22 protein-coding genes and 1 pseudogene are annotated in these 26,374 nt (G+C 58.7%); 16 read left to right on the top strand and 7 right to left on the bottom strand.

All coding sequences use genetic code 11. The features are described 5' to 3' along the window. Positions 1 to 185: 185 nt before the first annotated feature. The 5 genes from IRT44_RS01245 (at position 186) to IRT44_RS01225 (ending at position 6,124) form a co-directional block, all read left to right on the top strand. Positions 186 to 1,907, top strand: coding sequence for a sensor histidine kinase (locus IRT44_RS01245; RefSeq protein ID WP_230077303.1), 1,722 nt, complete (start codon positions 186 to 188; stop codon positions 1,905 to 1,907). Beyond that, positions 1,882 to 2,664: a LytR/AlgR family response regulator transcription factor gene (locus IRT44_RS01240; protein WP_171566010.1), complete on the top strand. Its 783-nt coding sequence runs from the start codon at positions 1,882 to 1,884 to the stop codon at positions 2,662 to 2,664. Before IRT44_RS01245 ends, IRT44_RS01240 begins: the two co-directional genes overlap by 26 nt. A gap of 148 nt (positions 2,665 to 2,812) precedes the next feature. Continuing rightward, entirely contained in the window at positions 2,813 to 4,906 is a 2,094-nt protein-coding gene (locus tag IRT44_RS01235; protein WP_171566011.1) for a carbon starvation CstA family protein, read from the top strand. Next, a complete protein-coding gene (locus tag IRT44_RS01230) occupies positions 4,903 to 5,115 on the top strand; it encodes a CstA-like transporter-associated (seleno)protein (protein ID WP_171566012.1) in 213 nt (70 codons plus the stop codon). The genes IRT44_RS01235 and IRT44_RS01230 overlap by 4 nt, the downstream gene beginning before the upstream one ends. 178 nt (positions 5,116 to 5,293) lie before the next feature. Then, positions 5,294 to 6,124, top strand: coding sequence for an inositol monophosphatase family protein (locus IRT44_RS01225; RefSeq protein ID WP_171566014.1), 831 nt, complete (start codon positions 5,294 to 5,296; stop codon positions 6,122 to 6,124). A 46-nt stretch (positions 6,125 to 6,170) separates the two neighbouring features. Here the strand turns inward: IRT44_RS01225 and IRT44_RS01220 are convergent, their stop codons facing one another. Together IRT44_RS01220 and IRT44_RS01215 are read right to left on the bottom strand one after the other, a co-directional pair. Further along, positions 6,171 to 8,126, bottom strand: a complete 1,956-nt coding sequence (locus IRT44_RS01220; RefSeq protein WP_230077302.1) for a glycoside hydrolase family 15 protein — start codon at positions 8,124 to 8,126, stop codon at positions 6,171 to 6,173. A 34-nt stretch (positions 8,127 to 8,160) separates the two neighbouring features. Continuing rightward, positions 8,161 to 9,180 (bottom strand): LacI family DNA-binding transcriptional regulator, encoded by a 1,020-nt coding sequence (locus IRT44_RS01215; protein ID WP_171566015.1) that lies wholly within the window; start codon positions 9,178 to 9,180, stop codon positions 8,161 to 8,163. Positions 9,181 to 9,635: 455 nt separating this feature from the next. Between IRT44_RS01215 and IRT44_RS01210 the strand changes: the two genes are divergently transcribed. The 5 genes and pseudogenes from IRT44_RS01210 (at position 9,636) to IRT44_RS01190 (ending at position 15,587) form a co-directional block, all read left to right on the top strand. Beyond that, the gene (locus tag IRT44_RS01210; protein ID WP_230077301.1) at positions 9,636 to 10,913 is read left to right on the top strand and encodes an extracellular solute-binding protein; all 1,278 of its coding nucleotides are present in this window, start codon (positions 9,636 to 9,638) and stop codon (positions 10,911 to 10,913) included. A gap of 104 nt (positions 10,914 to 11,017) precedes the next feature. Then, on the top strand, positions 11,018 to 11,938 hold the full coding sequence (locus tag IRT44_RS01205; protein WP_230077300.1) for a carbohydrate ABC transporter permease: 921 nt from the start codon (positions 11,018 to 11,020) through the stop codon (positions 11,936 to 11,938). 1 nt (position 11,939) lies between these two features. Beyond that, positions 11,940 to 12,767: a carbohydrate ABC transporter permease gene (locus tag IRT44_RS01200; RefSeq protein ID WP_171566018.1), complete on the top strand. Its 828-nt coding sequence runs from the start codon at positions 11,940 to 11,942 to the stop codon at positions 12,765 to 12,767. A 19-nt stretch (positions 12,768 to 12,786) separates the two neighbouring features. Continuing rightward, entirely contained in the window at positions 12,787 to 13,881 is a 1,095-nt protein-coding gene (locus tag IRT44_RS01195; RefSeq protein ID WP_230077299.1) for a glycoside hydrolase family 15 protein, read from the top strand. A gap of 333 nt (positions 13,882 to 14,214) precedes the next feature. Next, a pseudogene (locus tag IRT44_RS01190) lies at positions 14,215 to 15,587 on the top strand (peptide MFS transporter). Positions 15,588 to 15,884: 297 nt separating this feature from the next. Here IRT44_RS01190 and IRT44_RS01185 read toward each other — a convergent pair. The 4 genes from IRT44_RS01185 to IRT44_RS01170 all read right to left on the bottom strand — a co-directional run bounded on the left by IRT44_RS01185 (position 15,885) and on the right by IRT44_RS01170 (position 19,205). Next, positions 15,885 to 16,625 carry an amino acid ABC transporter ATP-binding protein gene (locus tag IRT44_RS01185; RefSeq protein ID WP_171566024.1) on the bottom strand — a complete coding sequence of 247 codons (741 nt, stop codon included), beginning with the start codon at positions 16,623 to 16,625 and terminating at the stop codon, positions 15,885 to 15,887. 16 nt (positions 16,626 to 16,641) lie between these two features. Continuing rightward, positions 16,642 to 17,340 (bottom strand): amino acid ABC transporter permease, encoded by a 699-nt coding sequence (locus tag IRT44_RS01180; protein WP_171566025.1) that lies wholly within the window; start codon positions 17,338 to 17,340, stop codon positions 16,642 to 16,644. Further along, on the bottom strand, positions 17,327 to 18,154 hold the full coding sequence (locus IRT44_RS01175; protein WP_171566026.1) for an amino acid ABC transporter substrate-binding protein: 828 nt from the start codon (positions 18,152 to 18,154) through the stop codon (positions 17,327 to 17,329). The genes IRT44_RS01180 and IRT44_RS01175 overlap by 14 nt, the downstream gene beginning before the upstream one ends. 223 nt (positions 18,155 to 18,377) lie before the next feature. Beyond that, positions 18,378 to 19,205 (bottom strand): amino acid ABC transporter substrate-binding protein, encoded by an 828-nt coding sequence (locus tag IRT44_RS01170; protein ID WP_171566027.1) that lies wholly within the window; start codon positions 19,203 to 19,205, stop codon positions 18,378 to 18,380. Positions 19,206 to 19,555: 350 nt separating this feature from the next. Between IRT44_RS01170 and IRT44_RS01165 the strand changes: the two genes are divergently transcribed. The 4 genes from IRT44_RS01165 (at position 19,556) to abc-f (ending at position 24,200) form a co-directional block, all read left to right on the top strand. After that, the gene (locus IRT44_RS01165; protein ID WP_171566028.1) at positions 19,556 to 19,957 is read left to right on the top strand and encodes an Imm1 family immunity protein; all 402 of its coding nucleotides are present in this window, start codon (positions 19,556 to 19,558) and stop codon (positions 19,955 to 19,957) included. A 31-nt stretch (positions 19,958 to 19,988) separates the two neighbouring features. Continuing rightward, entirely contained in the window at positions 19,989 to 20,927 is a 939-nt protein-coding gene (locus IRT44_RS01160) for an AEC family transporter (RefSeq protein WP_230077298.1), read from the top strand. A 104-nt stretch (positions 20,928 to 21,031) separates the two neighbouring features. Beyond that, positions 21,032 to 21,817, top strand: a complete 786-nt coding sequence (locus tag IRT44_RS01155; protein ID WP_171566030.1) for a stalk domain-containing protein — start codon at positions 21,032 to 21,034, stop codon at positions 21,815 to 21,817. 430 nt (positions 21,818 to 22,247) lie between these two features. Further along, complete coding sequence (gene abc-f, locus IRT44_RS01150; RefSeq protein WP_230077297.1) at positions 22,248 to 24,200, top strand: ribosomal protection-like ABC-F family protein; 1,953 nt, start codon at positions 22,248 to 22,250, stop codon at positions 24,198 to 24,200. A gap of 126 nt (positions 24,201 to 24,326) precedes the next feature. Here abc-f and IRT44_RS01145 read toward each other — a convergent pair whose 3' ends face one another. Further along, the gene (locus IRT44_RS01145) at positions 24,327 to 25,496 is read right to left on the bottom strand and encodes an MFS transporter (RefSeq protein WP_171566033.1); all 1,170 of its coding nucleotides are present in this window, start codon (positions 25,494 to 25,496) and stop codon (positions 24,327 to 24,329) included. 171 nt (positions 25,497 to 25,667) lie between these two features. Between IRT44_RS01145 and IRT44_RS01140 the strand changes: the two genes are divergently transcribed. Both IRT44_RS01140 and IRT44_RS01135 read left to right on the top strand, forming a co-directional pair. Next, positions 25,668 to 26,069: a hypothetical protein gene (locus IRT44_RS01140; protein WP_230077296.1), complete on the top strand. Its 402-nt coding sequence runs from the start codon at positions 25,668 to 25,670 to the stop codon at positions 26,067 to 26,069. Beyond that, on the top strand, positions 26,066 to 26,260 hold the full coding sequence (locus IRT44_RS01135) for a YqgQ family protein (protein WP_171566035.1): 195 nt from the start codon (positions 26,066 to 26,068) through the stop codon (positions 26,258 to 26,260). Before IRT44_RS01140 ends, IRT44_RS01135 begins: the two co-directional genes overlap by 4 nt. The last annotated feature ends 114 nt before the right edge of the window (positions 26,261 to 26,374 follow it).

Below are 26,374 nucleotides of genomic sequence, written 5' to 3'. Positions count from 1 at the left end.
CACTCCATGCCACATCCTTTTTCTCCAACTTCGGTAGATTAATGTGCAGGCCTCCGGCCTGGAATACAAAAAAAGCAGTTTGGGGGCTTTCAATATTTTCAGTCTTGCGTGGCGATTCTATTGACCGGGCGGCTGCCGCTGGCGATAATGTAAGCAACAGTTTGACCGAAAAAGGAGGGACGCCGATGAACTTGTCCCTGATGGTGACACTGGCGGAGCGGACCGCCGTGCTGGTGGTGGCAACGCTGCTGTTTACCCGCGTCAAGGCGTTTCGCAGTTTGCTGAACCAACGGGCCACTGTTAAGGATAAAGCGGTGATGGTGCTGATCTTTTCCGCCATCTCCATATTTGGAACCTACAACGGCATCTGGTACCAGGACGCGATTGCCAACTCGCGCGTGATCGGCACGGTGGTGGCGGGCCTATTGGCCGGGCCCTGGGTGGGGCTGCTGACCGGTCTGGTGGCCGGCATCCACCGCTACACGCTCGGCGGTTTTACCGATCTCGCCTGCGCGATCTCCACGATTAGCGAAGGGCTGCTGGCCGGTCTTATCTACCAGTTCCGCCGCTCCCGGGAGATTCGCTGGACGATGGCGCTGGCCGTCGGGTTCATCGCCGAATGGATGCAGATGGGCATCATTCTGCTGCTGGCCAGACCGTACGAGGCTGCGTTGGCGCTGATCAAGGCGATCAGTGTGCCGATGTCGGTGGTCAATGCGCTGGGCATCGCGATCCTGATCATCATCATCGACCTGGTCAAGACGGAAGAAGACCGGATCGGCGCCCTGCAGGCCCAGCGGACGCTGCAGGTGGCGGACAAGACGCTGTCTTACCTGCGGCAGGGCCTGACCTACGAGTCGGCGAGAAAGGTGGCGGAAGAAATTTTGCGCACGACCCGGGTGGCGGCAGTGGCGATCACCGATACGAAAAAGGTGCTGGCCCACGTCGGTGCGAGTTCGTCGCATCACGTCGTCGGCGAGGAGATTTCGACCAAGGCGACCCGCGAGGTGCTGGCAACCAAAGAGGTGAAGATTGCCCGCACCAAGGAGGAAATAGGCTGCCGCGAGCCCAACTGTTCGCTGCGCTGTGCCATTCTCGTGCCGCTGATGCGGAAGCAAGGGGAAATTGCCGGCGTGCTGAAGCTTTACCAGGACCGCTCCCGCAAGCTGTCGGCGGTCGACCTGGAACTGGTCCGGGGGCTGGGAAACCTGATCTCCACCCAACTGGAGCTGGCCGATCTGGAGAAGCAGGCGCGCCTTTTGGCCGATGCGGAGATCAAGGCCCTGCACGCGCAGATCAACCCGCACTTTTTGTTTAACGCGCTCAACACGATCGTGTCGTTTATCCGCTTTCGCCCGGAGCAGGCGCGGGAGCTTTTGATCCATTTGGGCGAGTACTTCCGCCGCAACTTGCACGACTCCGGCGGCTTTGTGACGCTGGCGGAAGAGTTGGAGCACATCGAGGCCTACCTGGCGATCGAGCGGGCCCGCTTCGGGGAAAAGCTGCGGGTGGAGTACGTCATCGAACCGGGTGTGGACCGCTATCTGGTGCCCGGTCTGGTGCTGCAGCCGTTGGTGGAAAACGCCGTCAAGCACGGGCTGCTGCCCAAACGGGAAGGGGGCGTCGTGCGGATCGCTGCCCGCCTCCAGGACCGGCAGACGCTGGAGCTGTCGGTGGCGGACAACGGCGTCGGGATTGAGGGCGACCCGTTCGAGCCGCCGCCGCCGTCAGACGGCAAGCGCCGCCTCTCCGGGATCGGGCTGTCCAACGTCCGCAGCCGGCTGCAGTCGATCTACGGCGAGCCGTACGGCATCGTGATTGAGAGCGAAAAGGGGAAGGGAACGACCTGCGTCATACATCTGCCGATAGGAGTGAAAGCGCATGCTGAAAGCGTTCATCGTGGATGACGAAGCACCAGCCCGCGCCGAACTGCGCTATCTGCTGGAACAATTTCCGGACGTGACGGTGATCGGGGAAGCGGCGAGCGGTGAGGAAGCGATTGAATCCATCACCGGGGCGGAACCGGACGCCGTCTTTCTGGATATCCACCTGCACGATCGTGACGGCGTGGATGTCGGCCAGGAGCTGTACGAGACGATGCAAAAGCCGCCCATCATCATCTTTGCCAGCGCGTACGAAATTCACGCCGTGCGCGCCTTCGAGACGGACGCGGTGGACTACATCGTCAAGCCATTTAGTGAACACCGCCTGGAAAAGACGATCAACCGGGTTCGCCGGCTGCGCCGACAAAACGAAGCGGTTCAAAGCCACGTTCCCCAGCTGGAGGAGCAGTTGAACACCCTGCTGAAGTCCGTTCTGGCCCACCAGCAGCCGCGCCGCATCCCTGTGGAGAAAAACGGCAAGATCATGCTGATCGATCCGAACGACATCGTCTACGCCACGCTGGACAGTCGGTACGCCACCATTTACACCGAAGCGGACCAGTACGCCACTTCGTTCTCCCTGCAAGAATTGGAGAGCAGGCTGTCCCCGCATCAGTTTTTCCGCACCCACCGGGCCTACATCGTCAATCTGGCGAAGACGGCAGAACTGGTGCCCTGGTTCAAGGGAGCCGTCCACCTGGTCATGCAGGACGCGCGCCGGACGGAAGTGCCGGTCAGCCGAAACGTGGTGAAGGAACTGAAAAAGCGGCTGGGGTTCTGATGGAAGTACGTCTCGTTCATGCGCCATAATCGCCGTTCATGTCTTTATTTGTACTGTTCAGACAATTTTCGTTCTGCGTCCTCCCTCTTCCGTGATACGGTATGGTTAGGTTTTATGTATCTACATGATAGGCAAGGGGGAAGGACTGATGAAAAAATGGCTGCTCTCCGTCCTGATCTGGGGCGGGATTGCCGTGTTGGGCGCGGTCGGGTTTGGCTTTTTGGCGCTCTCCCGGGGCGAACAAGTCAACTCGTTCTGGCTGCTGACCGCCGCGTTCTGTACGTATGCCGTCGCGTACCGGTTCTACAGCCGCTTCATCGCGAAAAAAATCATGGGCCTGGACGACAACCGGGCCACGCCGGCGGAAGTGAACAACGACGGCAAGGACTTTGTGCCGACCAACAAGTGGGTGCTGTTTGGCCACCACTTTGCGGCGATTGCCGGTGCTGGTCCGCTCGTCGGACCGACGCTGGCCGCGCAGATGGGCTACCTGCCGGGGACCATCTGGATTATCGTCGGGGTAGTGCTGGGCGGTGCCGTTCAGGACTTTGTCATCCTGTTCGGGTCGATGCGCCGCAACGGCAAGTCGCTCGGCCAGATCGCCAAAGAAGAGATCGGGCCCGTCGGCGGGGCGCTGGCACTGGTGGGCATCCTGGCGATCATGGTCATCCTGATTGCTGTTTTGGCAATGGTCGTTGTAAACGCTCTCGCGGAATCGCCGTGGGCGACGTTTACCATTTTCATGACGCTGCCGATTGCCCTGTTCATGGGCCTGTACATGCGCTACATCCGTCCGGGACGAGTGCTGGAAGGCTCGTTGATCGGTCTGGCGCTCTTGTTCCTGTCGCTGTGGTGGGGGCAGGAGGTGGCCGCTTCGCCCACCTGGGGGCCGGTCTTTACATTTAGCAAGGCGCAGCTGGCCTGGATGATCATCATCTACGGGTTCATCGCCTCCGTCCTGCCGGTCTGGCTGCTGCTGGCGCCGCGCGACTACCTGAGCTCGTTTTTGAAAATCGGCACGATCGCCGTGCTGGCGGTCGGCATCCTGCTGACACTGCCGCCGCTGCAAATGCCGGCGCTGACCAAGTTTATCGACGGTACAGGCCCCGTGTTTGCGGGCAATTTGTTCCCGTTCCTGTTTATCACCATTGCCTGCGGTGCGGTCTCCGGTTTCCACGCGCTGGTGTCATCGGGGACGACGCCGAAGATGATCGCCAAGGAATCGCACGCGCCGCTGATCGGCTACGGCGGGATGCTGATGGAATCGGCCGTCGCCATTATGGCGATGATCGCCGCCTGCGTGCTGACGCCGGGCATGTACTTTGCCATCAACTCGCCGGCTGCCGTGATCGGCGTGGACGTCGAAGCAGCAGCCCAGGTGATCAACAGTTGGGGCTTTACCATTACCCCGGAACAGATTACCGCGATGGCGAACGACATCCAGGAGAACACGATTTTGTCCCGGACGGGCGGTGCGCCGTCGTTGGCGATCGGGATGGCGACCATTTTCTCCGGCATCCTTGGCGGCAAGGCGTTGATGGCCTTCTGGTACCACTTTGCAATCCTGTTTGAAGCCGTTTTCATTCTGACCACGATTGACGCCGGCACCCGCGTCGGCCGCTTCATGGTGCAGGATCTGTTGGGCAACGTGTTTCCGAAAATGAAGCAGGTGGATTGGCTGCCCGGCAACCTGATCGGTTCGGCCCTGATTTCTGCCGGATGGGGGTACTTCCTGCTGCAGGGCGTGATGGACCCGCTGGGCGGCATCTATACGCTGTGGCCGCTGTTCGGCATCGCCAACCAGATGCTGGCCGCAATCGCCTTTGTCGTCGGGACGACGCTCATCTTCAAGATGGGCAAGGCCAAGTACTCCTGGGTCACGCTGGTGCCGATGGCCTGGCTGACAGCTGCGACGCTGACAGCCGGCTGGCAAAAGCTGTTCCACAGCGATCCGAAAATCGGCTTCCTCGCTCATGCCGAAGCGTTCCAGAAAGCGCTTGATGCCGGCACCCTGCCAAGCGGCGTCAAGTCAGTGGAAGCCGCGCAAAAAATGATTTTCAACGACCAGATTGACGCCGTTGTCTGCGCCATCTTCATGGCCATCACCATCGGCATTATTCTGGACGGCCTGCGCCTGTGGATCAACATCTTGCGCGGCAAGCAGTATCCGCTGTACGAGTCGCCGTACGTCCAGTCCAAAGGGGACAATTACTACGACGGGAAAGGAAATCACGTGGCATGAGACGCAAGTGGAGAGCGATTCGCCAATCGCTGCGCAAGGTACGTTCGACGATCAAGACCATTTTTGGCATGCCGGACTACGACCGTTATCTGCAGCATTGGTACGCGACCCACGCCAAACCGGGCTTGTTCCCGATGACGGAGCGGGAGTACTACATGTACGCGCTGCGGGAACGGTATGAAAAAGGCGGAGTATCGCGCTGCTGTTAGCTTCGCGCGGCCGCTGGCATACAAGAGAAATCGGGAGGTCCGTCTGACGGGCCTCCCGCCGCTTTCCGGCTGTCCGGCGGCAGACAGGCGCATCGACAACCGGGACAGACGAAACGGTGTATCCGCAGGCAAAGTATGGTACACTAAAGGCAAAGTCAAGATGTGGGTGGCGATACGTGTGCAAGCATCAACTCTGACGGCGTTGAAAGAGCTGGCCCTTCACTGCGCCCGAGGCGCGGGTCAGCTGAGCCTCGAGCGAATGAAGCAGCCGTTTACCGTCGAATACAAGACGTCCGCCTCCGACCTGGTCACCGCCGTGGACAAGGAAGTGGAAAAACACGTGGTCGAAACGATTTTGCGCCATTTTCCCGACCACGGCATTCTCGGGGAAGAGAGCACGTTTGCTGGCGATCCTCGCCAGTTTGATACGCTGTGGGTGATCGATCCGATTGACGGCACCACCAACTTTGTCCATCAGCAGATCAATTTTTCCGTCTCCATTGCCGTCTACCACAAGGGGGAAGGACTGGTCGGCGTGGTGTACGATCCTTCCCGCGACGAGATGTTTTACGCGGTAAAAGGAGAAGGCGCTTACCTCAACGACAGGCCGCTGCGCCTGGAGCGGCAGGTGAAGCTGGAGGAAGCGCTGCTGTGTACGAGCGTCTTCTGGAACAAGCGGGCGGAGCAGATGGGCATCGACCTGATCGTGAAAAAACTGGCCGGCAAGGTGCGGGGGATGCGCCTCTTGGGCAGCGCGGCACTGGAAATGGCCTACGTGGCCGCGGGAAGGCTGGACGGTTACGTCAGCCTGTCGCTCAACGCGTGGGATTTTGGAGCCGGCAGGATCATCGTGGAGGAAGCGGGCGGACGTGTGACGACGATGACCGGCAGCCCGCTGCCGTTCGACCGGAAAAGCAGCGTGATGGCTTGCAATCCCGCATTTTACGAAGAACTGCAGCATTACCTTACGCTCACGGAAAACGATATGGCGGACAAAGGCGCGACATGACAAAAACCACTGGAACCCCAGTGGTTTTTTTGTATGGTGAAAATATCTACAACTGTCCGTTCTCCATCAGCAGGTGCACGGTCAGCACAAACATCGCGTGAGACCAGGTGAGCGGCACGACCCAAGCGGGTTCGCCGGTCTGCCTGTCGACCTGCTCCGGCAGCAGACCGAGCGGGTTGGCATGGGCAGCGGCCCACTCCAGATGGCGTTTGGCCTCGTCAAACCGGCCCTGGGCGATCCGAAACTGGGCGAGCCACAGGGTGGTGAGAATCCACGGATTGCCGCCGATGTAGCGGTCGTCCTCGTAGCGGCGGATGCCGCCGACGCCGGGGACGGCGCAGGTGCGTTCAATTGCGTCGGCGGTGCGGGCCATGCGCGGATCGGTTGCGTCCAGCAGGCCAAATGGCACGCTGAGACCGAGCAGACTGATGTCGTAGACCGGATCGTGCTGGACGTAATAGGTGACGTATCCCTTCTCGTCCGTCTCTGTGAATGTACAGAGGCCGGACTCGACGGCGCGCTGGTAGGTGGAGCGGTCCACCTGCAGTTTGAGCGCGCGGTAGAACGTTCCCCGCTGTTCGTCATAAGCCCGCGTCAAAATGGCTTCTTTCAGGGCATTGGCGGATTGTTCCCAGCGGTCGGCCAGGTCGGCTTTCCCCAGTTCCCGAGCCATTGCCGCTGCGGCGCTTATGCCGGCGTGCACGGCGGCGGCAGAATACGTGTGCTCCGCATTGCGCTCCTCCCACAGGTCGCGGCTGGGCAGCGGCAGTCCGGTGTCGCGGTCCAGATAGGAGAGCAGAAACGACGTCCCTTTTTCCACGGCCGGCCACACCTCTTCGAGAAAAGCCCGATCCTGTGTCGCCAGATAGTGCTGGTGCATCCCCCAGAGGATGGAACCGCCCTCGTCGATCTGCAGTCCCCAGGAAGGGGCAAGCCGTCCGTCGTGATAATGGCGCTGCTGAAACGAGCCGTCCGGGTCCTGCGCTGTCAGCGTCCAGCGGTAGAACATCCGGGTTAGATTGCTCAGACCGGCCCGGTCAAAGGCGGTCGTGATGTACGCTGCGTCCCGCCCCCAGCAGTAGGCGTAGCCGCCGCAGCGGGTAAAGGTCTCGTCAAACTCCGGCGCGGCGATCACGCAGCCTGTCTGCTCGTCGGCCATCAGCCGGAAGACGAGCAGGGAACGCTCGTAGACGCGGCGAATCCGCTCGTCGCAGCCGGCAGGGAGAGTGGGCTGTGCGTTCAGGAAGTCGTGCCAGTACTGCTCGGTCTGCTCCAGATGCCGCTCAACCGAGACAGCAAATGCCCGGCACATTGCGTTTACAGCCTCGTCCACCCGACTTCCCGCTGTGAGATAGACAGGAATGGCGGCTGTCTCCCCCGGTTCCAGCGACAACGTCCAGCCGAGTGCTCCGTCCGGCGCCATGGCCACTTTGTTGCCCGGCAAATACCCTTGGGACGCGTGCTTCCAGGCGTCGGCGCAGGTGTACTGGGCGCACCCAAGCGGACTGGCCAGCGCAAACGCGTATTGATGACGAAAGTACACCAGGCCGTCGATCCGGGGGTCATAGGTTACGCAGTTGTACAGGCGGTTTTCCCCGATGGTGAGCGAAGCGGCGCAGAAAAAGCGGAGCCGGATCGGTTTGCGGCCTGTGTTGGTCCATTTGTACAAGCGAACCAACAGCGGCTCGCCAGGCACGGCGAAATCGACGGTTTCCCAGCGCAGAGGCAGACGGCGGGCCGTCCCCGCCGTGCGCAGCACGTTGGTCCGCGGCAGGTAAGCCTGCTCCCATTGCCACTCAGCCGGGTCGTCTGTCCAAACGGTCTCCTCGCTTTCCTCCTCCACAAAGACGCCGGCGCGCATCCGCTCCACGTGCTGCGGGAAGTCAACATGCGGCCACCAGAGGCGGTACAGCTCTCCGTTGTGGCCCAGAGCGGCCAGCATTGACGCGTTGCCGATGACAGCGTCGTTGAGATACGGTTTTCCAGTGACAGGATTCATCATGTGGATTCTCCTTCCCATGAAGCGTCTTCCCCGGTTACGCATCCGGCTGTCGGGCCGATGAGCCGCGGACGATCAGCCGGTGGGGCAGCACGATCTGTGGCTGTGTGATCGTCTCGCCGGCCAGCTTGCGAATCAGCAGTTGGACGGTCGTGTAGCCGAGATGGTAAATGCCGATATCCACGGTGCTGATCGGCGGATTGCTCAGTTCGGACAGCATGATGTTGTTGAAGCTGACCACCGAGACATCGTCGGGGACGCGCAGTCCCGCTTCGTACAGTTGGCGGATAAACCCGAATGCGATCACGTCGTCGATCACGACGAAAGCGGTCGGCCGTTCCGGCTGGCTCATCATCAGGGACGTGGCGTGGAAGCCTGCCTGAAGCATCTCCGCCGTCATTACCCACTCCTGGCGAAACGGGAGCCCCGCTTCGGCGAGCGCCCGCTTGTAGCCTTCCAGCCGATCCTCCGAGACGACCATGTCCGGCGGCCCGCTGACAAAACCGATATGCACGTGCCCCTGGGCGATCAGGTGGCGGGTGGCGTCAAACGCGGCCTGCACGTTGTTGTTGTTGACGCACAATAGATCGTCCCGCTCCAGCGAGCGGCCCAGCAGGACGAAGGGAAAGTCGTGCTCCAGCAACAGATCTACCAGCGGATCCGCCTTGCGGGGGGCCATCAGGATGATGCCGTCCACGCGGCGGCCGAGGATCATCCGGTTGACCGACTCCAGCTCTTCCGGACGGCTGTTGGCCGATGACATCAGCACGTCGTATCCGGCTGTTTGGGCGCAGGCCAGCATGCCGCGCAGCACCTCGGAAAAAAATGGATTGACAAACTCTTCGACGGAACGGGGCAGAACAAGCCCGATCGTTTGCGTGCTTTTGGAGACGAGGCTTTTGGCCATGATGTTGGGGTGGTAGCCAAGCGCCTCCATGGCCTCCCGGACTTTTCGCACCGTCGCGGGACTGATTTTCGGATGATGGGACAGGACCCGGGACACGGTGGAAGGAGAGACTCCCGCCGCGCGGGCCACATCCTTGATCGTAACGGACATACAATCCTCCCAGTTCTGTGCAAACGTTTGTTTTTCAACATCGTACCGGAAAAGCATCCGCTTGTAAACTGTTAATGCGCAAAAATAGGGAATGAATGAAATTTACAGAAAAAAGGCGCGTGCGAGAAAAATTGGCAGAATTATGGCGGAATTCTAGCATAAAAAGGAAAATCGGACAAATTCGGCTGTTTGCAAGCGTTTTCTCGGCTGGAATGTTTCGTGTAGGATGGTAGTACATGCAAGGCGGTTTTGCCGCGCGTTCCATTTGGGGCAGTTTCTGACACAATTTAGTGCAATCGTTTGCATTGAACTTGTGCGCTGACCGGCAACACTTGCCAAAACAGCTTCAGTTTGCCCCAAGCAGCCGCCCTCTCGACGGGGGCACCGCCAGAATGGGCCGCGGCGACACGTCCGGCAGATTAACCTGTATGTCAGGAAGAAAGAGGGGTACATGGATGAAACGCTTTTTCAGCATTTTTACCGCGATGGCGTTGGCTGGTTCGCTGTTGGCCGGCTGCGGCGGCTCCAGCGAGACAGGCGGTCAGCAGGGAGGGCCGGCGCAGCAAACGAATGGGCCGGTCACGCTTACATTCTGGACGACGATGCGCGAATCAGAGACGGTGGCGCTGAAGGAACTGATCAGCCAGTTTGAACAGGAAAACAAAGAGATCAAGGTAAACCTGGAGCTGATCCCGTTCGGCGAGGCGCAGAATAAGTTTCGCACCGCGGCGCAGGCTGGCAACGGACCGGACGTGATCCGCTCCGAAGTGGCCTGGACGCCGGAGTTTGCCAAAATGGGGCTGCTGGAGCCGCTGGACAGCTACTTTGCGGATCAGGACGACTTCCTGGAGGCGCCGCTTTCCTACAGCAAGTGGAACGGACACGTCTGGAGCGTTCCGGAGGTGACCGACGCGCTGGCTCTCTTGTACAACAAGCGGATGCTGAAAGAGGCCGGGTTCAACGAGCCGCCCCGGACGATGGACGAATTTGCCGCAGCCGCCAAGGCGCTGTCCAACGGCAAAGACAGGTGGGGCTTCTACCACCGCCAGACGGAAGCGTACTTCTCGCTGCCGTTTATCTGGGCGTTTGGCGGGGGGCTGATCGACGACAACCTGCAGGTGCTGATCAACACGCCGGGCGCGGTGAAGGGCATCGAGTTTGCCTTGAAACTGCGCGATCAGGATCACGCGTACCCGAAGGATCTGGACGCGGCCAACAGCTACCAGACCATGAATGAAGCCTTTAAAAAAGGGAGCGCGGCGATGATTTTCAACGGCCCCTGGGCGACATCCGACATCCTCGCCGGGGAAGAGTTCCGCGATCCGAACAACCTGGGGATCGCTCCGATTCCGGCCGGACCGGACGGGCATACCGGCTCTCCCGTGGGCGGGCACAGCCTGGCCATCTACGCCGGTTCCAAATCAAAAGAGGCCGCCTACAAGCTGATCGCTTTCCTCACCAGCAAGGAGAGCCAGGCCAAATTGGCGAGCAAAAACGGCACACTGCCGACGCGTAAATCAGCGTATGAGATGCCGGAGATCAAGGAAAACCGGCTGATCTCCGACTTTAAGGCGGTAATGGAAAGCGCCAAGAACCGGCCGGTCATTCCGGAAGGGGGACAGATTTTCGCCTCGTTCGACCCCGAGATCCAGGCGATCTACAAGGGCGAGAAAAAGCCGCAGGAAGGACTGGACGCGGTTGCCGGCGCGTGGAAAGCGCTGCTGGGACAATAGCGAATGAAAACGAAAACCGTATGAAGGCGCGAGGGAGAATGGCCAATGGGCTTTTCTTCCCTTCGCGCTGTCGAAGGACGTTGTTGGAAAAGGGGGCGTGATGGTTGACAATACGCAGCAACAAGTGGATCGCCTGGCTGTTTCTCACGCCTGTGCTTGTGGTGATGGCGCTATTGGTGTTTTATCCGCTGGTGCAGGGAATCATCTACAGCTTTACTGACATGAACCAGTACAACATGGGCAGTAAATTTGCCCCGCCCAGTTGGACGTTTGTCGGACTGGACAACTACGTCGATTTGTTTGCCTCGTTTTTCAAGCCCGATTCGGTGTTTCGCGACGTGATTGTGCAGACGCTGGTCTGGACGTTTGTCAATGTCTTTTTCCATTTCGTCATCGGGTTGGGGCTGGCGCTTCTGCTGAACCGCAACATCAAAGGACGCGGCATCTACCGCATGCTGCTGATGGTTCCGTGGGCGGTGCCGTCGTTTGTCTCCGCCTTTTCCTGGACGTGGATGTACAACCAAACGTACGGCTTGTTCAACATCATCCTGCAAAAGCTGGGATTCTCACCGATTCCCTGGCTGGGCGACAGTTTTTGGGCGATGGTCTCGGTGATCATGGTCAACGTCTGGGTGGGCGTACCGTTCATGATGATCACGCTGCTGGGCGGTCTGCAAAGCATCCCGCCATCCCTCTACGAAGCGGCCCGCGTGGATGGTGCTTCGCCGTGGAGCCAATTCTGGAACATCACGCTGCCGCTGTTGAGGCCGGTGGCGGCAACGGCGACGGTGCTCGGCGTGATCTGGACGTTTAACATGTTTACGATTATTTTCCTGGTGACGCGCGGCGGTCCGGTCCGCTCCACGGAAATTCTCGTCACCTACGCCTACCGGGAGGCGTTCTTGAATTGGAACTTTGGCATGGCCGCCACCTACGGCGTGGTGATTCTCAGTTTTCTGCTCGCCTTTACGGTGCTGTACCGGCGGCTGATCAAAGCCAACAGCAACGAGGGGGTGTACTACTGAGATGCGCACGTCCAACTGGTGGGTGCACCTGCTCTTGATCGCTGCATCCGCAATTGCCGTCTTTCCTGTGTTGTGGATTCTTTCTACCAGTTTCAAGCCGCGTTCGGAAGTGTTTTCGACCGAGCTGGCCATCGTTCCGCAGACGTTTACCTGGGAGAATTACGTTCACGTGCTGACCCGTGCTGACGGCGTCTTTTTGCAGTGGATGGCCAACAGCTTCCTCGTCGCGTTATTGACTGCGCTCGTGGCGCTGTCATTGTCCGCCACCGCAGCCTACGCCTTGTCTCGCTTCCGTTTTTCCGGCAAACGGGTCATCTCCTTCAGCTTTTTTCTCACCCAGATGTTCCCGGGGGCGCTGTTGATCGTGCCGCTGTACCGGATTGTCAACGCGCTGGGACTGTTGAACAGCTACCTCGGCCTGGTGCTCGCATATGCTACGGTAGCGGTTCCGTTTTGCGTGATGATGCTGAAAAACTTCTTTGACACGATACCCTACGAGTTGGAGGAAGCGGCACGGGTGGACGGCTTGTCCCCATTCGGCACGTTTTATCGGATTGTGCTGCCGCTGTCGCTGCCGGGTATTGCTGTGACCGGCTTTTTCGCCTTCATCACGGCGTGGAACGAATTTTTGATCGCGCTTACCTTCATGTCCGAACAGCGCATGTACACGCTGCCGATCGGTTTGCAGCAGTTTGTCAACCAGTTCAATTCCGACTGGCACTACATGGCGGCCGGGGCGATCATCGTCACGCTGCCTGTGCTGATCGTCTTTTTGCTGGCGCAGCGTTATCTGATTGCCGGCTTGTCCGCCGGCGGGACAAAAGGGTGAGCGACGGGAGGAGAGTGCCGTGACGACGAGGTCGCTGATCGACGACAGCATCGACATCATCCTGCGCCATCAGGCCAGGACGGGCGCCTATCTGGCATCGCCGGCGTTTGTTCATTACCGGTACGCCTGGCTGCGGGACGGGGCGTTTGTCGCCTATGCGCTGGACCGCTTTGGCCGCCATGAGAGTTCCCGCCGTTTTTACACCTGGTGTGATGCCGTTGTAAACAAACACGCCGACAAGGCCAAAGAAGCTATCGCCGCCGTTCGCGCGGGGTGGGCAGGCAGCGCGGAGGAGGCCAACAGACGCTTTTTGCACGCCCGCTTCACCGTTGACGGAGACGAGGTGGAGGGCGAGTGGGGAAGCTTTCAATTGGACGGGTACGGGACGTGGCTCTGGGGGCTGTCGGAGCATGTCCGCCGCAGCGGAGAGCGGAGCCTGATCGAGCAGTTTCGTACCTCTGTCGACCTGACGCTTGATTACCTCGGGGCGTGCTGGCAGCTGACCAACTTTGACTGCTGGGAGGAGCACGGCGACCGCATCCACCCGGCGACACTGGCGGCCGTATACGGCGGTGTGCGGGCAATGATGGATTATCTGCCGGAGCGGGCAGAGGAGCTGAACAGCTTGGCTGATGCTGTCCGCCGCTTCGTGCTGGAGCGGGGGACGGAGGATGGCGCGTTTGTGAAGTCGCTGGGCGATCCGTCCGCAGATGCCAGTCTGTTGTGGCTGTCCCTGCCGTTCGGGCTGGTGGACGCAGATGACCCGTTGATGGTCCGGACCGTGACGCGGATCGAGCGGGAGCTTCTGGCCGGCTTTGGCGTTCACCGGTACCGGGGTGATACCTATTACGGCGGCGGGCAGTGGCCGCTCTTGTCTGCCTGGCTGGGCTGGTATTACGTACGAAACGGCCGACACGACGAGGCTGCGGCAATCTGCCGCTGGATCGAGTCAACCTGGACGACGGACGGCCTGCCGGAGCAGGTGCAGGAACATCTGCTGGCGCCAGACCACTACCAGCTGTGGGTGGATCGGGCCGGGATGCCGGCGGTGCCGCTTCTCTGGTCGCACGCGATGTATCTGGTGCTGGTGGATGAACTGCAGGCGGCGAGGTAGGAAAAACAGTAAACGCGGGTACCTTAAAGGGGCCCGCGTTTACTTTTTCAGGGGCTAAGTAAACAGGATCAGAAAGACGGCAATAAACAGCGCCAGGACGATTCCGATCATGGTCACGGAGGCAAAGCAAAACCTCCACTTTTTTACAGAAAGTATAGCAGGTATATGTTTGTTTGCACATAAGAAATGTTGATGTGATGCGGATTTTGTCTGTTTTAACTAAAATATTTTCATTCATATAATACAAATTCAAATTTTTTTAATTTGGGGAGATTCCCAAAAACTGTGATATGATACAAAACGTTAGACGTCAGACATCTAGGAGGGACTTATATGGAGGCAGCTGTGAACACGCGGCAAGGCAAACCAAAACATCCTCCTGGCTTGTACTTGCTGTTTTTCACGGAACTGTGGGAGCGCTTTAGTTACTACGGCATGCGGGCGCTGTTGACCCTGTATCTCACCACCGCGCTTATCAGCGGGGGCTTGGGTTTGAAAAAGGCGTCGCCATGAGCATCTACGGATTTTTTACCGGCGCGGTTTACTTTACGCCGCTGATCGGCGGATACCTCTCCGACCGATATCTGGGCAGAAGACTGGCCATTACCATCGGCGGGATCACGATGGCGGCCGGCAACTTCGTCCTGTTTGCGGAACACAGTCTGTTGGGCTTGTATCTCGGTCTGGCACTGTTGATTATCGGGAACGGATTTTTCAAGCCGAACATTTCCACACTGGTCGGCGAACTGTATCCGGAAAACGACAACAGACGTGACTCGGCGTTCACCATTTTCTACATGGGGATCAATATCGGGGCCTTCTTCGCACCGCTCGTCTGCGGATATCTGGCGGAAGACCTCTTCAAGACCACGGTAAACGGCGTGGTTCAATACGGCTTCAAATACGGCTTCCTGGCCGCTTCGATCGGCATGATGATCGGCCAGCTCATTTTCAATCTATTGGGTAATCGCTATCTCGGCGACATCGGCAAAAAGCCTGTGGGGAAATCGGAGGATAAGGCCAAGGCTGCTGCGGCCAACGCTCCGCTGACCAAAAAGGAAAAACAGCGCACCGCAGTGATTATTATCATCACCTGTTTTGTGGTCTTCTTCTGGGCCGGCTTTGAACAGGCAGGCAGCTCGCTTACGCTGTACACGGACAAGTTTGTGGACAAGCAGGTGTTTGGCTACGAGGTGCCGACGTCCTGGTTTCAGTCGCTGAACCCGCTGTTCATCGTGCTGCTGGCGCCGATCCTGTCCGGTTTGTGGGTAAAGCTGGCGTCCAGCAAACGGGGTGATCTGAAGATCCCGACCAAAATGGGGATCGGCATGATCATGCTCGGCATGGGGTATATGGTGCTGCTCCTGGCGGTTCTGCACACCGGGAGCGACGAAAACCACATTTTGAACAAAGCCAACGTCATGTTCATCGTGATGACGTACTTCCTGCACACGCTGGGGGAACTGTTCCTCTCGCCGGTGGGACTGTCGATGGTGAGCAAGATCGCTCCCGTCAAGCTGGCGTCCCTGCTGATGGGCGTCTGGCTGGCCAGCACGGGCGTAGCCAACATTCTGGCGGGTGAACTGGCTTCTTATACGCAATCGCTCGGTTATCTGGAAGTGTTTGGCTTGATCGGTTTGCTGGCAATCGTGATGGGGCTCTTGCTCCTGCTGGTCTCCCGCAAGCTGGTGCAGATGATGGGATAGCATGGCGTGAGCATAACGCACAAAAAAACCCGCCCGGCTTCAGCGGAGGCTGCGGGCGGAAACATGGAGGACGTTATGTCCTTCGGTAGGGTCTGACATTTCCAATGGTAAGCCACAGATGTTGCGGCAAGATGGAGAAATGATGAAGAATGTGTAAACGTTCCAAAAGCCGCAAGCAAGGCTGCTTCCATGTTACAGCCTGCCGGCTTTCCGGGCCCTGCAACCAAAAAAGGCTCTGTGTTTTGCATAAAACACAGAGCCTTTTTGATTGCTGAACGAAAGCGCCGGGTTAATCGCTCAGCTCAGGAGCTGCAAGAATTGACGCGTGCGCTCTTCCTGCGGGCGGGTGAAAAGCTGCTCCGGCGTGCCGCGTTCCACAATCAGTCCCTGGTCCATGAAGATCACCTCGTCGGCCACGTCCCGGGCAAACGCCATTTCATGTGTGACGATGACCATCGTCATGCCTTCCAGGGCCAGTTCCTTCATGACCTTCAGCACTTCGCCGACGAGCTCCGGGTCAAGAGCGGAGGTCGGTTCGTCAAACAGCATCACCTGCGGGTCCATCGCCAGCGCGCGGGCGATGCCGACACGCTGCTGCTGCCCGCCGGAGAGCTGGGCGGGGTAGTGGTCCAGTTTGTCCGCCAGCCCCACCTTGGTCAGCAGGGAGACCGCCTTGGCCCTGGCCTTGTCCGGTGATTCCTTCTTTACCGTGACGGGCCCTTCCATCACGTTTTGCAGGGCGGTCATGTGCGGGAACAGGTTGTAGCCTTGAAACACCATGCCGGTCTGTCGGCGCAGCCGGGCGATCTCCGCCTTGTCCACTTTGCCGCGGGCGGAGAAGTCCAGCTTTACCTCGCCGATTTGGACGCTGCCTTCGGTCGGCAGTTCCAGCGCGTTGAGGCAGCGCAGCAGGGTGGTTTTGCCCGAGCCGGACGGTCCGATGATGACGACCACCTTGCCTTTTTCCACCGTCAGCGAGACCCCTTTCAACACATGCAGGTCTCCAAAGCGTTTGTGAAGATTTGAAATGACGATCATCCAACATTCTTCCCTTCTAGGCGACGTAACGGTCCAGCCTGCTTTCGATCCGGTCCTGGATGAAGGAGAGGATCAAGCAGATCATCCAGTAGATGAACGCAGCCTCTGAATAGACCAGCAGCGGTTCGTAGGTGGTGGCGGTAATCTCCTGCGCCTTGCGGAACATCTCCGGCACCAAAATGGTGGCGGCCAGCGACGTGTCTTTCACCAGGCTGATGTACGAGTTGGACAGCGGCGGCACCGAGACACGGGCTGCCTGCGGCAGGATGACGCGCTGCAGCGCCTGCCGGTAGGTCATCCCCAGCGAATAGGCGGCTTCCCACTGTCCCTTGGGAATGGACAGAATCGCGGCCCGCACCACTTCCGACGCGTACGCCCCGACGTTGAGGGAAAAGCCGATCACTGCGGACGGAAACGGATCGATGGTCAGACCGACGCTGGGCAGGCCGTAAAAGAGAATGAAGAGCTGCACCAATAGCGGCGTGCCGCGAATGATGGAGACGTAGACGCGGGCGATGGCCACCAGCGGCTTGCTGCCGGAGATGCGGGCAAGCGCCGTCAGGACGGCGATCACCAGGCCGATGGCAAACGAAATGATGGACAGCGACAGCGAGTACGTCAGTGCTCCTTTCAACAGGGGAAGAAACGAGCTCTGTGCGATCTCAATCCATCGCTCCAGGCGTTCAGGGTTGTCGAACAAGCTATTTGGAAACATCTGCACCAAACCATTTCTCGGAGATTTTTAGATACGTGCCGTCTTGCATCATGTCGTCCAGCGCCTTGTTGAAGGCGTCTACCAGTTCCTTGCTGCCTTTGCGGAACATGAAGCCGTTTTTGGCGCTGTCCGGATGCTTGGCGACGACTTTGATCGGCGTGTCCGGCTTCTGCTTTTGATAGTCCAGGAAGGACAGGCCGTCGTTGATGGTGACGTCCACCCGCTTGGAGACGAGCAGGCCGATCGCCTGGTTAAAGCCTTCCACGGCGACGATTTCCGCGCCGTTTTCTCTGGCGATGTCGGTCAGGTTGCTGGTCAGCGTCTGCGCCGCTTTCAATCCCTTGATGTCCGAAAAGCTGGTGACGGTGTTGTTGTCCTTGTGGGTCACCAGCACGGCGGTGGATACGGTGTACGGCTTGGAAAAGTCGTACGTTTTCAGGCGGTCCGGCCGGATGCCCACCTGGTTGGCGATCACGTCAAAGCGCTTGGCATCAAGACCGGCAAACAGCGCGTCCCACTGTGTCTCTTGAAAGACAGGCTCGACGCCGATGCGTCTGGCGATCTCCGACACCACTTCCACGTCAAAGCCGGTCAGCTTGCCCGACGAATCGTGGAACGTAAAGGGAGGATAGGTGCCTTCCGTGCCGATCACCAGTTTCCCTTCCGCTTTTACTTTTTCCAACAGGTTCTGCTCGGCCTTTTGCTCGGCAGGGGCGGAGGCAGTGTCGGCGGATGGAGATGGACTGGCGGAGCTGCAGCCGGCCGCTCCCAACAGCAAGGTGGAGATGAGTGCGAAAACCAATCGTGTTTTCATGGAAAAATCCCCCTGAAACAATATGACTGGTTGGAATATTGAGACCATACTAAAAGGGTTGATCCGTTTTGTCAATGCGCCAGATTTCACTCCGTCACAAACGGGATGGAGGCCGGTCAAGCCTCCGTTTTTTGGCTGTAATTTCTTGGCTGTAAGAAGAAAAGTGGCCGACCTCCACTCCGACCGGAATCAGAGGCCGTGCCACCTGGCAAGCCAACCTGGGTTATTGGCTGATGTCTTTGCCAAACCATTTTTGGGAAATTTGCTTCAGCGTGCCGTCCTGCTTCATGCTCTCCAGCACCTTGTCGATCTCTTGCACCAGTTCGTCGCTGCCTTTGCGGAACATGAAAGCGCACGGGACGCCTTCCTGGTTCTCCTTGACGATCTTGATCGGCGTGTTCGGCTTCTGTTTCAGGAAGTCGAGGACGGACAGGTTGTCGTTGATCACGACATCAACGCGCTTGGTGGAAATCAGATCGATGGCGTTGTTGAAATTGTCGACGGCGACGATTTCGGCGCCCAGTTCACGTGCCATGTCAGCGTAGTTGCTGGTCATCGACTGGCCGGCTTTCAGGCCTTTGATGTCCGAGAAGTCCTTCACTGTGTTGTTGTCCTTGTGCGTCACCAAGACAGCGCGGGATACGGAGTACGGCTGGGAAAAATCGTATTTTTCCTGGCGGTCCGGCTTGATGCCTACCTGGTTGGCGATCACGTCAAAGCGTTTGGCGTCGAGACCGGCGAACATCGCGTCCCACTGTGTCTCCTGAAAGACTGGCTCCACGCCGAGCCGTTTGGCCACTTCGGTAATGACGTCCACGTCGTAGCCGGTCAGTTTTCCCGATTGATCGTGGAACGTAAACGGGGCATAGGTGCCTTCCGTGCCGATGACCAGTTTGCCTTCTGCCTTTACTTTCTCCAGCAGGTTTTGCGTGGAGGCCTCACCGTTGGAAGCACCAGATTGTTCAGGCTGGGCAGGCGTTGTGGACGTGCCGCAGCCGGTAATACCGAGTAGCAAACTTGTAATTAAAGCTGCACAAACCCATTTTTTCATCGAGAAACCCCCACTAAGTTGATATGAATTTCATGGGATCATACTAAAAGGCTTTGCCGTATTTGTCAATGACCAGAAACAACCGGCCTCCCATTTTTTTAGGATACCCAAAATATGCGGAACATGATGGCTGTGGACCAGATTGGCAGATTGGCTTTGCCTGTACCGTTACGGCAGTGAAGTTCGTGGTTGAGTCTGCATACGAAGAGGCGTACAATAGGAACGAAGTGAAAGAGCCCCCCTTTCCCGGAAAGCGGGGGCTGCTGTTTCTGGCATCATCACACCAATGAATCACGGACTCCGGCGGCACTCGTGGCGATTCGGCCGGAGAGAAAAAAGGAGATTTTACGATGTTAAACGACTGGCGCATGTATACAGACGAAACCGGCACGGAGCAAAACCATACAGCCTGGCACGAGGTGCTGAAGGCGATCGCCCAACTGGACGGCACGACCAGGACACTGGTGCACGCCGCGTACGGCGACCACGTGGATTTGGTGGTGGCCGGCGGAAATCAGGGACTCGTCCTGGTGCAGTGGAAAGAACACGAGCCAGTCGAGCGCCATTACGTGCTGGCGCAGGACAAGCCGGCAGCCGTCATGACTACCCTGACGATCGAAGGCAGCGAGGTGGCTTTTCCCGCCGCTTGGTGTGTACCGCTGGAGCAGGCAATTCCCGTCTGCGGCGACATTTTGCGCACCTGCGAAAAAGGAGAACCGAACGGCCTCACCTGGCAGCCGGTAGAGATGTAGCACAGGGACGAGGCACCGGAGGTCGTCGACGATGGAAATGAACACGCTTATTCAATCGATCCTGGTGATGGCGGCGATCATCGGCATCGGTGCGGTGATCGGCATCCGCCAGCCGCTCGCGGCCGATTCCCGCCAGCTCCTGATCACGATTATCGTCAATGTGGCGATGCCCTGCATCATATTAGACGGGGTATTTCAAACGCCGATTGACGATCGTCTCATGTTGCAAATCTTCGGAATATTCGCTGTTTCTGTACTATTAAACTGCCTGGGCATTCTCATCGGCTGGCTGGGGGCGCGAACGCTGCCGCTATCTGCCAAAAAGCGGCGTGAACTGGCTATTCTCTCCGGTTTGGGCAATACTGGATTTATCGGCCTTCCCCTGTGCGCTGCCCTGTTTGGGCCGAAAGGGGCGGTGCTCGCCGCCGTCTTTGACGCCGGACTTGATTTTGTCATGTGGACCGTGGCGGTGATGATGCTGCAGGAGAAAGCGAGGTTCTCGCTGAAGGGACTGAAAGCGATGGTCAACATTCCGATGATCGCCATCGTTGCCGGTCTCGGCTTTGCGATGTCCGGCCTGACGCCGCCCGAACCGGTGAAGCAGTTGGCTGCAGCGCTGGCCCGGCTGGCTTCTCCTCTGGCGATGCTCTACATCGGCATGCTGCTGCCGCTCCTCCTGCGCAACAAGCGGCAGGTGTCCCTGCCGTTGTTGGGCGTGCCGCTTATGTTCAAGCTGTTTGTGTTTCCGCTCTCGGCAGCGCTGCTGTTGTCCCAACTGCACGTGGACGAGGAGATTACCCGCGTCGCGATTGTTCAGGTGGCCATGCCGACGGTGGCGATGGCGTCCATCCTGTTCGCCCGGTACGCGGCCGATGAGGAGATGGGGGCGATGACGACGGTCTTTTCCACGCTGCTCGCACTCTTGACGATTCCCGCCGTGCTGATGGTGGGCAGTATGTTGATCCGCTGACTATGGTCGAAGCGGTTTTGGATGTTCATGAAACATTTCCCATCTCCAAGCAGTCATACAAGGTAAACAGCAACACATGATGTAACAGATTGGAGGAATTGCGCATGAAATGGAAGAAGGCTGTGGCCTGCGCCGTCGGGCTGCAACTGCTCCTCACCGTTCCGGCTGTGGCTGATGTAACCGCCAAGATCACAGTGAACGGTCACGCCGTGCAATGGAAGCACGAGGCGATTACAGTCAACCAGCGAACCTATGCGGCTGCGGCGGATGTGAGCGAGTTTCTGCAAGCCGCCTGGAAGGTGGAGGGCAATACAGGGGTGCTGTCGCTGCCATCAAACAGGACTCTTGCTTTCAAGCTGAACACCGGCGAGGTGGCCGTCGACGGGAAGTGGACCACAATCGAGCACGGAGCCCGGGAGTACAACGGCACTGTCTATCTGCCGCTTCGCTGGGTAATCGAACAGGCGGGGCTTTCGATTCAATGGAACCCAACCACGAAGGAGGTGGATATCGTGAAGCCAAAAGGAGACGATGATGCGTTCAAAGTGCTTGAGAACGGGCAATTGAGCGCAGAGGAGAAAGCATTTGTCCAGAAGGTGAAGGAGCAGCGGGGCGTGCACAACCTGGGTGACTTGTACGTGATCGCCCTCGGTCAGGCGCCCAATCCCGGTTACGGTTTGAAGGTGACCGGTACGGAGTGGAGCTTGGAGCAGCTCAAGGTGTACGTCAAGCAGACCAAGCCGGAACCGGGCAGGCTCTACGCCCAGGTGATCACCTATCCGTATCTGGTCGCCCGGGTGAAACTGCCGCCGAACACGACCATCCAGTTTTACGATGCCGATACGAAACAGCCGTTGTTTGAACAGCAGAAGATCCAGCCGGGCCGATGAGGGTCCGGTTTTTTGTTGCCTTTTCCAAACCGGATACTGTAAAGTAGGAAGTATAGAAACGATTGGTGCGATTATCTTGGGTAAGGAGGTGCAGGTACGTGTTTGGGGCCGTTCAAGCGTGGTTTGTGGTAGAAGTTACCAGCATGACGCATGAGGAATTCCGCCAAGGGGGTAGTCTGCCCTTTTTTAGCCATACAATTGAGCGGAATCAACCAAGGCGTACCATGCATCGATAACCCATCGTCTGTCCGATTGTGCAACGATGCCGCAGGTGTAGGCCTGCGGCTTTTTTGCGTCCAAAAACGGCCGACGGCGCCTGTGTGGCCCGGAGGAGGAGGCGATATTCACGTTTCCTGAGCGGGAGCGGGCCCGCTTGGCCGGACCTGTTTGTCGGGCAGGGCGGTGGCACAACCCAAGGAGGCGTATTTTCATGATCATCATCGCAACCCAACACGTGCAAAAGTCGTTCGGAATCGACCCCGTTCTGCGGGATGTCACGCTGGAAATCAAGGCGGGGGAGCGGATCGGCATCGTCGGACCGAACGGCGCCGGCAAAACCACGCTGTTCAAGCTGTTGGCCGGCCTGGAGCAGCCCGACGCGGGAGAGGTATTTCGGGCGAAGGGCATCCGCTGGGCCTACCTGCCGCAGTCGCCGCAGTATCCGCCGGAATGGACGGCGCGGGACGTGATCGCCAGCGCCTTTGGCGACGTCCTGGCGATACAGGAAGAGATGCGTTTTCTGGAGCAGGAGATGAGCCGCGTCAGTGAAGCGGATCGTGAGTTGGAGCGGCTGATCGGGCGCTACCAGACGCTGCAGTCCGAGTTTGAGCGGCTGGACGGCTATCAGTGGGAAGCCCGAATGGCACAGGTGACGGACGGCCTGGGTCTCTCCGAGGCATTTTTGTCCACGCCTTTTTCGCGGTTGAGCGGAGGGGAACAGACCAAGACCGGGATGGCCAAACTGCTCTGCCAACAGAGCGACGTACTGCTCCTGGATGAGCCGACCAACCATCTCGACCTGGAGGCGATGGAGTGGCTGGAGGGATTTTTGCGCGACTATCCGGGAACGGTGCTGATTATCTCGCACGACCGCAGCTTTCTGGACGCTGTGGTCAGTTCCATCTACCACCTCGACGGAGGCGTGGTGGAACACTACACCGGCAACTACAGCGCCTTCGTCAAAGAGCGGGAGGAGCGGCTGCTGTACCAGTTTGCCGAGTACCAGGAGCAGCAGAAAAAGATCAAAAAGATGCAGGAAGCGATCAAACGGCTGAAGGAGTGGGGCAACCGCTCCAATCCGCCCAACGAGGCGTTTCACCGCAGGGCGAAAAGCATGGAAAAGGCGCTGAACCGGCTGGAGCGGATCGAACGGCCCCGTCTGGAAGCGAAGCGGATGGGCCTGGAGTTTCACAAGGCGGAGCGGAGCGGCGAAGAGGTGTTGGTCGCGGAGGGTGTGAGCAAGTCGTTCGGGGGAAAGCAGCTGTTTGACGGCGCCTCTCTTCTGCTGCGGTACGGCGAACGAAAAGCGATCCTCGGGCCCAACGGCTGCGGCAAGTCGACGTGGATCAGGATGATGGTGGGCGAGCTTCCGCCCGACGCGGGTACGGTACGGATCGGAAGCAGTGTAAAGCTCGGCTATCTCTCCCAGCGGGCGCTGGAGGGGGACCAGGAGCGGCGGGTGATCGACGTGTTTCGCGAGACGGCGGCCGTCTCCGAGGCGGAAGCGCGTCACCGGCTGGCGGCGTTTATGTTTTACGGCGAACAGGTGTTCAAAAAGATCAGCCAGTTAAGCGGCGGGGAGCGGATGCGCCTGCGGCTGGCGCAGTTGATGCACCAGGACATCAACCTGCTGGTGCTGGACGAGCCGACCAACCACCTGGACATCGAGGCGCGCGAAACGCTGGAGGAGGCGCTGGCCGACTTTCAGGGATCACTGCTCATCGTCTCCCACGACCGGTACTTTTTGCAAAAGATGGTGGACGGCGTTTACTGGGTGGAAAACGGCCGGCTGGTCCACTACGAGGGCACCTTTGAAGAAGCGCGGGAAAAACGAAGACAGCGGCTCAGCGGGGCAGCCAGCCGGACAGCGGAGAACAAGCGGAAAGCGGTGGAGCCGCTGCAGCGTGAACAGAGCCCGCATTCTGAAACAATGCCGCACACGATGAAACCGGCCAGTTCCCGCAAGCGGCCCAACCTGTACAAGCTGGCGGAACTGGAACGGGCGATTGCCGCGCGGGAAGCCCGGCGGGATGAGGTGACGGCCCTGCTGTCCGGCGGCGAGACGGACTACCGGAAACTGATCGACTACCAGCAGGAGCTGGAGCGCTTGACGGAGGAGATCGACGCTCTGTACCGCGAGTGGATGGAGCGGCAGGAGGGCTAGACGGGAGAGCAGGCAAACGCTGCTCATTATGCTGGTCATTAAAAAACAGCTGCGGGGAAGGCACGGACTTGACCAGGCCTTCCCCGTTTTCACAGGGTATTCGATTACAAAAGGATGGTAGTCATCTTACGCTTGGGCGCTGGGCTCCGGCAGCCGGTGGTAGCGGGCGCGGAACAAGATCAGCATGACGACCATCAAGATGCCGCCGAGGAGAAACGGACCGCTTTGGTACCATTCGTAGACGGCACCGCCGGCCAGCGGACCGAGGATGCGTCCCAGGCTGTCGATGGAGCTGATCGTTCCACTGGTGACACCCTGGCCCTGGGTGGTCCGCTGCGTGATCATTGCCGTACCGGTAGCGCGAATCATGCCCTGCCCCGCTCCGAACAGGGAGAGCGTGAGTGTCAGCGCCCAGAAATTGGCGGCCAGCGGAATGGCAAAGAAACCGATGCCGTAGAGGATCAGGCCGATGGCCAGGACGAGCGGCTCGCCCAGCGATTTCACCATTTTGCCGATCAGTCCACCTTGCACGAAGGCGGAGATGATCCCCATGACGAGAAACATGTAGCCGAGGTCTTTCGATGAGTACCCGTACAAATCGTTTATGTAGAGGGCAAAGGTCGTCTCCAGACCGGCAAAGGCAAACGAGACGATGAACATGATGCCGTACAAAAGCGAGAGCGGTCCAAACAGGGCAGTCAGCGGATTCCCCCGCTTGACCCGGGAACTGCCCGTCCGCTTCTCCCGCGGCAGGCTTTCCGGCAGCGCAAACAGAATGATCAGAAACGTCAACAGCGCCACGCCGCCGGAGACGAAAAACGGAACGCCAAAGCCCCATCCGCTCAACAGGCCGCCGAGAACGGGACCAAACACGAAGCTGAGGCCGACTCCGGCCCCGATCACGCCCATACCTTTCGCCCGTTCATCAGGCGGAAACAGGTCGGCCACCATCGCCGTGACCGTCGGCATTGCGGCAGCTGAGACGATCCCGCCGATGATCCGGTAGGCCAGCATCTCGGCATAGCTTTCAGCCAGGCCGAACAGGATGAAGGTGACGGAAAATCCGAACAAGCCAAAGGCGATCAACGGTTTTCGCCCGATCCGGTCGGACAGCATGCCCCAGATGGGAGCGAACAACAGCTGCATGATGTTGTAGCTGGCAAACAGAATGCCGATCTGCAGTGAAGAGGCGCCGACGTCTTCGGCGAAATACGGAAGGATCGGTATGATGATGCCAAAACCCAGCATGGTGAGGAAGGCGACCAAAAACAGCAGGGAAAGGTACTTCTTTTTCACGTGAACCATACCTCTTTCCAAACAGTTTGTCATGCTGTATCCACCTTACGGGATGGTTTTGTCGAAGTCAAGCGATTCGCCGGGGACGACGATGCTCCGCCGACGTGATATACTAACAGGAAGTTACACATTAAATTGAACTGCGATCTATCTGCACATAAGGGGTTGTCTATGATGTCTACTGGACTGATCTACTACCTGGCATGGGAAGAAGACGACTGGCTTGACGAACTGCTTGACCGCTTTCCCGAGCTGAACGCGCTGGTGCCTTCAGCCAAGACGTTTCAGATGATGCAGGAGATGCGCCGAACAGGCGAAGTGGAGCGATGCGTCATCGTCCTCAACGCCGCTGTCGAACAGGAAAAGTGCCATCAGTTTTTACGGCTGCTGGCGAAAGACGAGCAATTGTCCCGCGATCCGCTGTACATCGTCGGGCTGAAACCGGAGGAGCAGGCCGCCTGGCAGGAAGCGTACCCGCACGCCAACATTATCGTTATCACCGGGTTTGCCGTCGAGTTTGACTACGATGCCGTGCTGACCCGCATGGCGGCCGATCTGGAGGGAGAGCGTTGAAGGAACGGCCGGACGACTTCGACCTGAATGCCTTTTTGCAGCGATATGGTCTGTTCATCTACACCGGCGACCCGGAGGGGGACCTCCTGTTGATCGAAGACGAAATCCGTGAACTGTATCAGCTCGGCATCATCGACAAGGAGGAGATGGTGCAGGCGCTGGCAGCCCTGCGCAAGAGGAAAACAGTCTAGAAAGACTGTTTTTTCTTATGACTGGAGAAGTATGCAGCAAGATCCGCTTCAGGCCACCGCCGGCAATCTTCAGAAATTCTTAAGCATTTCTCTCTCTTTTTGCTAAGGTTTCCG

Source organism: Brevibacillus sedimenti (assembly GCF_020923495.1).
Classification (GTDB): Bacteria; Bacillota; Bacilli; order Brevibacillales; family Brevibacillaceae; genus Brevibacillus; species Brevibacillus aydinogluensis.
Note: the sequence above shows the minus strand (reverse complement) of the source record. Positions and strands in the feature narration are given on the sequence as shown.

What these genes read in the sequence shown, in the direction of transcription:
- IRT44_RS01245 (WP_230077303.1), top strand. Translation starts at nt 186, where the DNA reads ATGAACTTGTCCCTGATGGTGACACTGGCGGAGCGGACCGCCGTGCTG.
- IRT44_RS01240 (WP_171566010.1), top strand. Translation starts at nt 1,882, where the DNA reads ATGCTGAAAGCGTTCATCGTGGATGACGAAGCACCAGCCCGCGCCGAA.
- IRT44_RS01235 (WP_171566011.1), top strand. Translation starts at nt 2,813, where the DNA reads ATGAAAAAATGGCTGCTCTCCGTCCTGATCTGGGGCGGGATTGCCGTG.
- IRT44_RS01230 (WP_171566012.1), top strand. Translation starts at nt 4,903, where the DNA reads ATGAGACGCAAGTGGAGAGCGATTCGCCAATCGCTGCGCAAGGTACGT.
- IRT44_RS01220 (WP_230077302.1), bottom strand. Translation starts at nt 8,126, where the DNA reads ATGATGAATCCTGTCACTGGAAAACCGTATCTCAACGACGCTGTCATC.
- IRT44_RS01215 (WP_171566015.1), bottom strand. Translation starts at nt 9,180, where the DNA reads ATGTCCGTTACGATCAAGGATGTGGCCCGCGCGGCGGGAGTCTCTCCT.
- IRT44_RS01210 (WP_230077301.1), top strand. Translation starts at nt 9,636, where the DNA reads ATGAAACGCTTTTTCAGCATTTTTACCGCGATGGCGTTGGCTGGTTCG.
- IRT44_RS01200 (WP_171566018.1), top strand. Translation starts at nt 11,940, where the DNA reads ATGCGCACGTCCAACTGGTGGGTGCACCTGCTCTTGATCGCTGCATCC.
- IRT44_RS01185 (WP_171566024.1), bottom strand. Translation starts at nt 16,625, where the DNA reads ATGATCGTCATTTCAAATCTTCACAAACGCTTTGGAGACCTGCATGTG.
- IRT44_RS01180 (WP_171566025.1), bottom strand. Translation starts at nt 17,340, where the DNA reads ATGTTTCCAAATAGCTTGTTCGACAACCCTGAACGCCTGGAGCGATGG.
- IRT44_RS01175 (WP_171566026.1), bottom strand. Translation starts at nt 18,154, where the DNA reads ATGAAAACACGATTGGTTTTCGCACTCATCTCCACCTTGCTGTTGGGA.
- IRT44_RS01170 (WP_171566027.1), bottom strand. Translation starts at nt 19,205, where the DNA reads ATGAAAAAATGGGTTTGTGCAGCTTTAATTACAAGTTTGCTACTCGGT.
- IRT44_RS01165 (WP_171566028.1), top strand. Translation starts at nt 19,556, where the DNA reads ATGTTAAACGACTGGCGCATGTATACAGACGAAACCGGCACGGAGCAA.
- IRT44_RS01160 (WP_230077298.1), top strand. Translation starts at nt 19,989, where the DNA reads ATGGAAATGAACACGCTTATTCAATCGATCCTGGTGATGGCGGCGATC.
- IRT44_RS01155 (WP_171566030.1), top strand. Translation starts at nt 21,032, where the DNA reads ATGAAATGGAAGAAGGCTGTGGCCTGCGCCGTCGGGCTGCAACTGCTC.
- abc-f (WP_230077297.1), top strand. Translation starts at nt 22,248, where the DNA reads ATGATCATCATCGCAACCCAACACGTGCAAAAGTCGTTCGGAATCGAC.
- IRT44_RS01140 (WP_230077296.1), top strand. Translation starts at nt 25,668, where the DNA reads ATGATGTCTACTGGACTGATCTACTACCTGGCATGGGAAGAAGACGAC.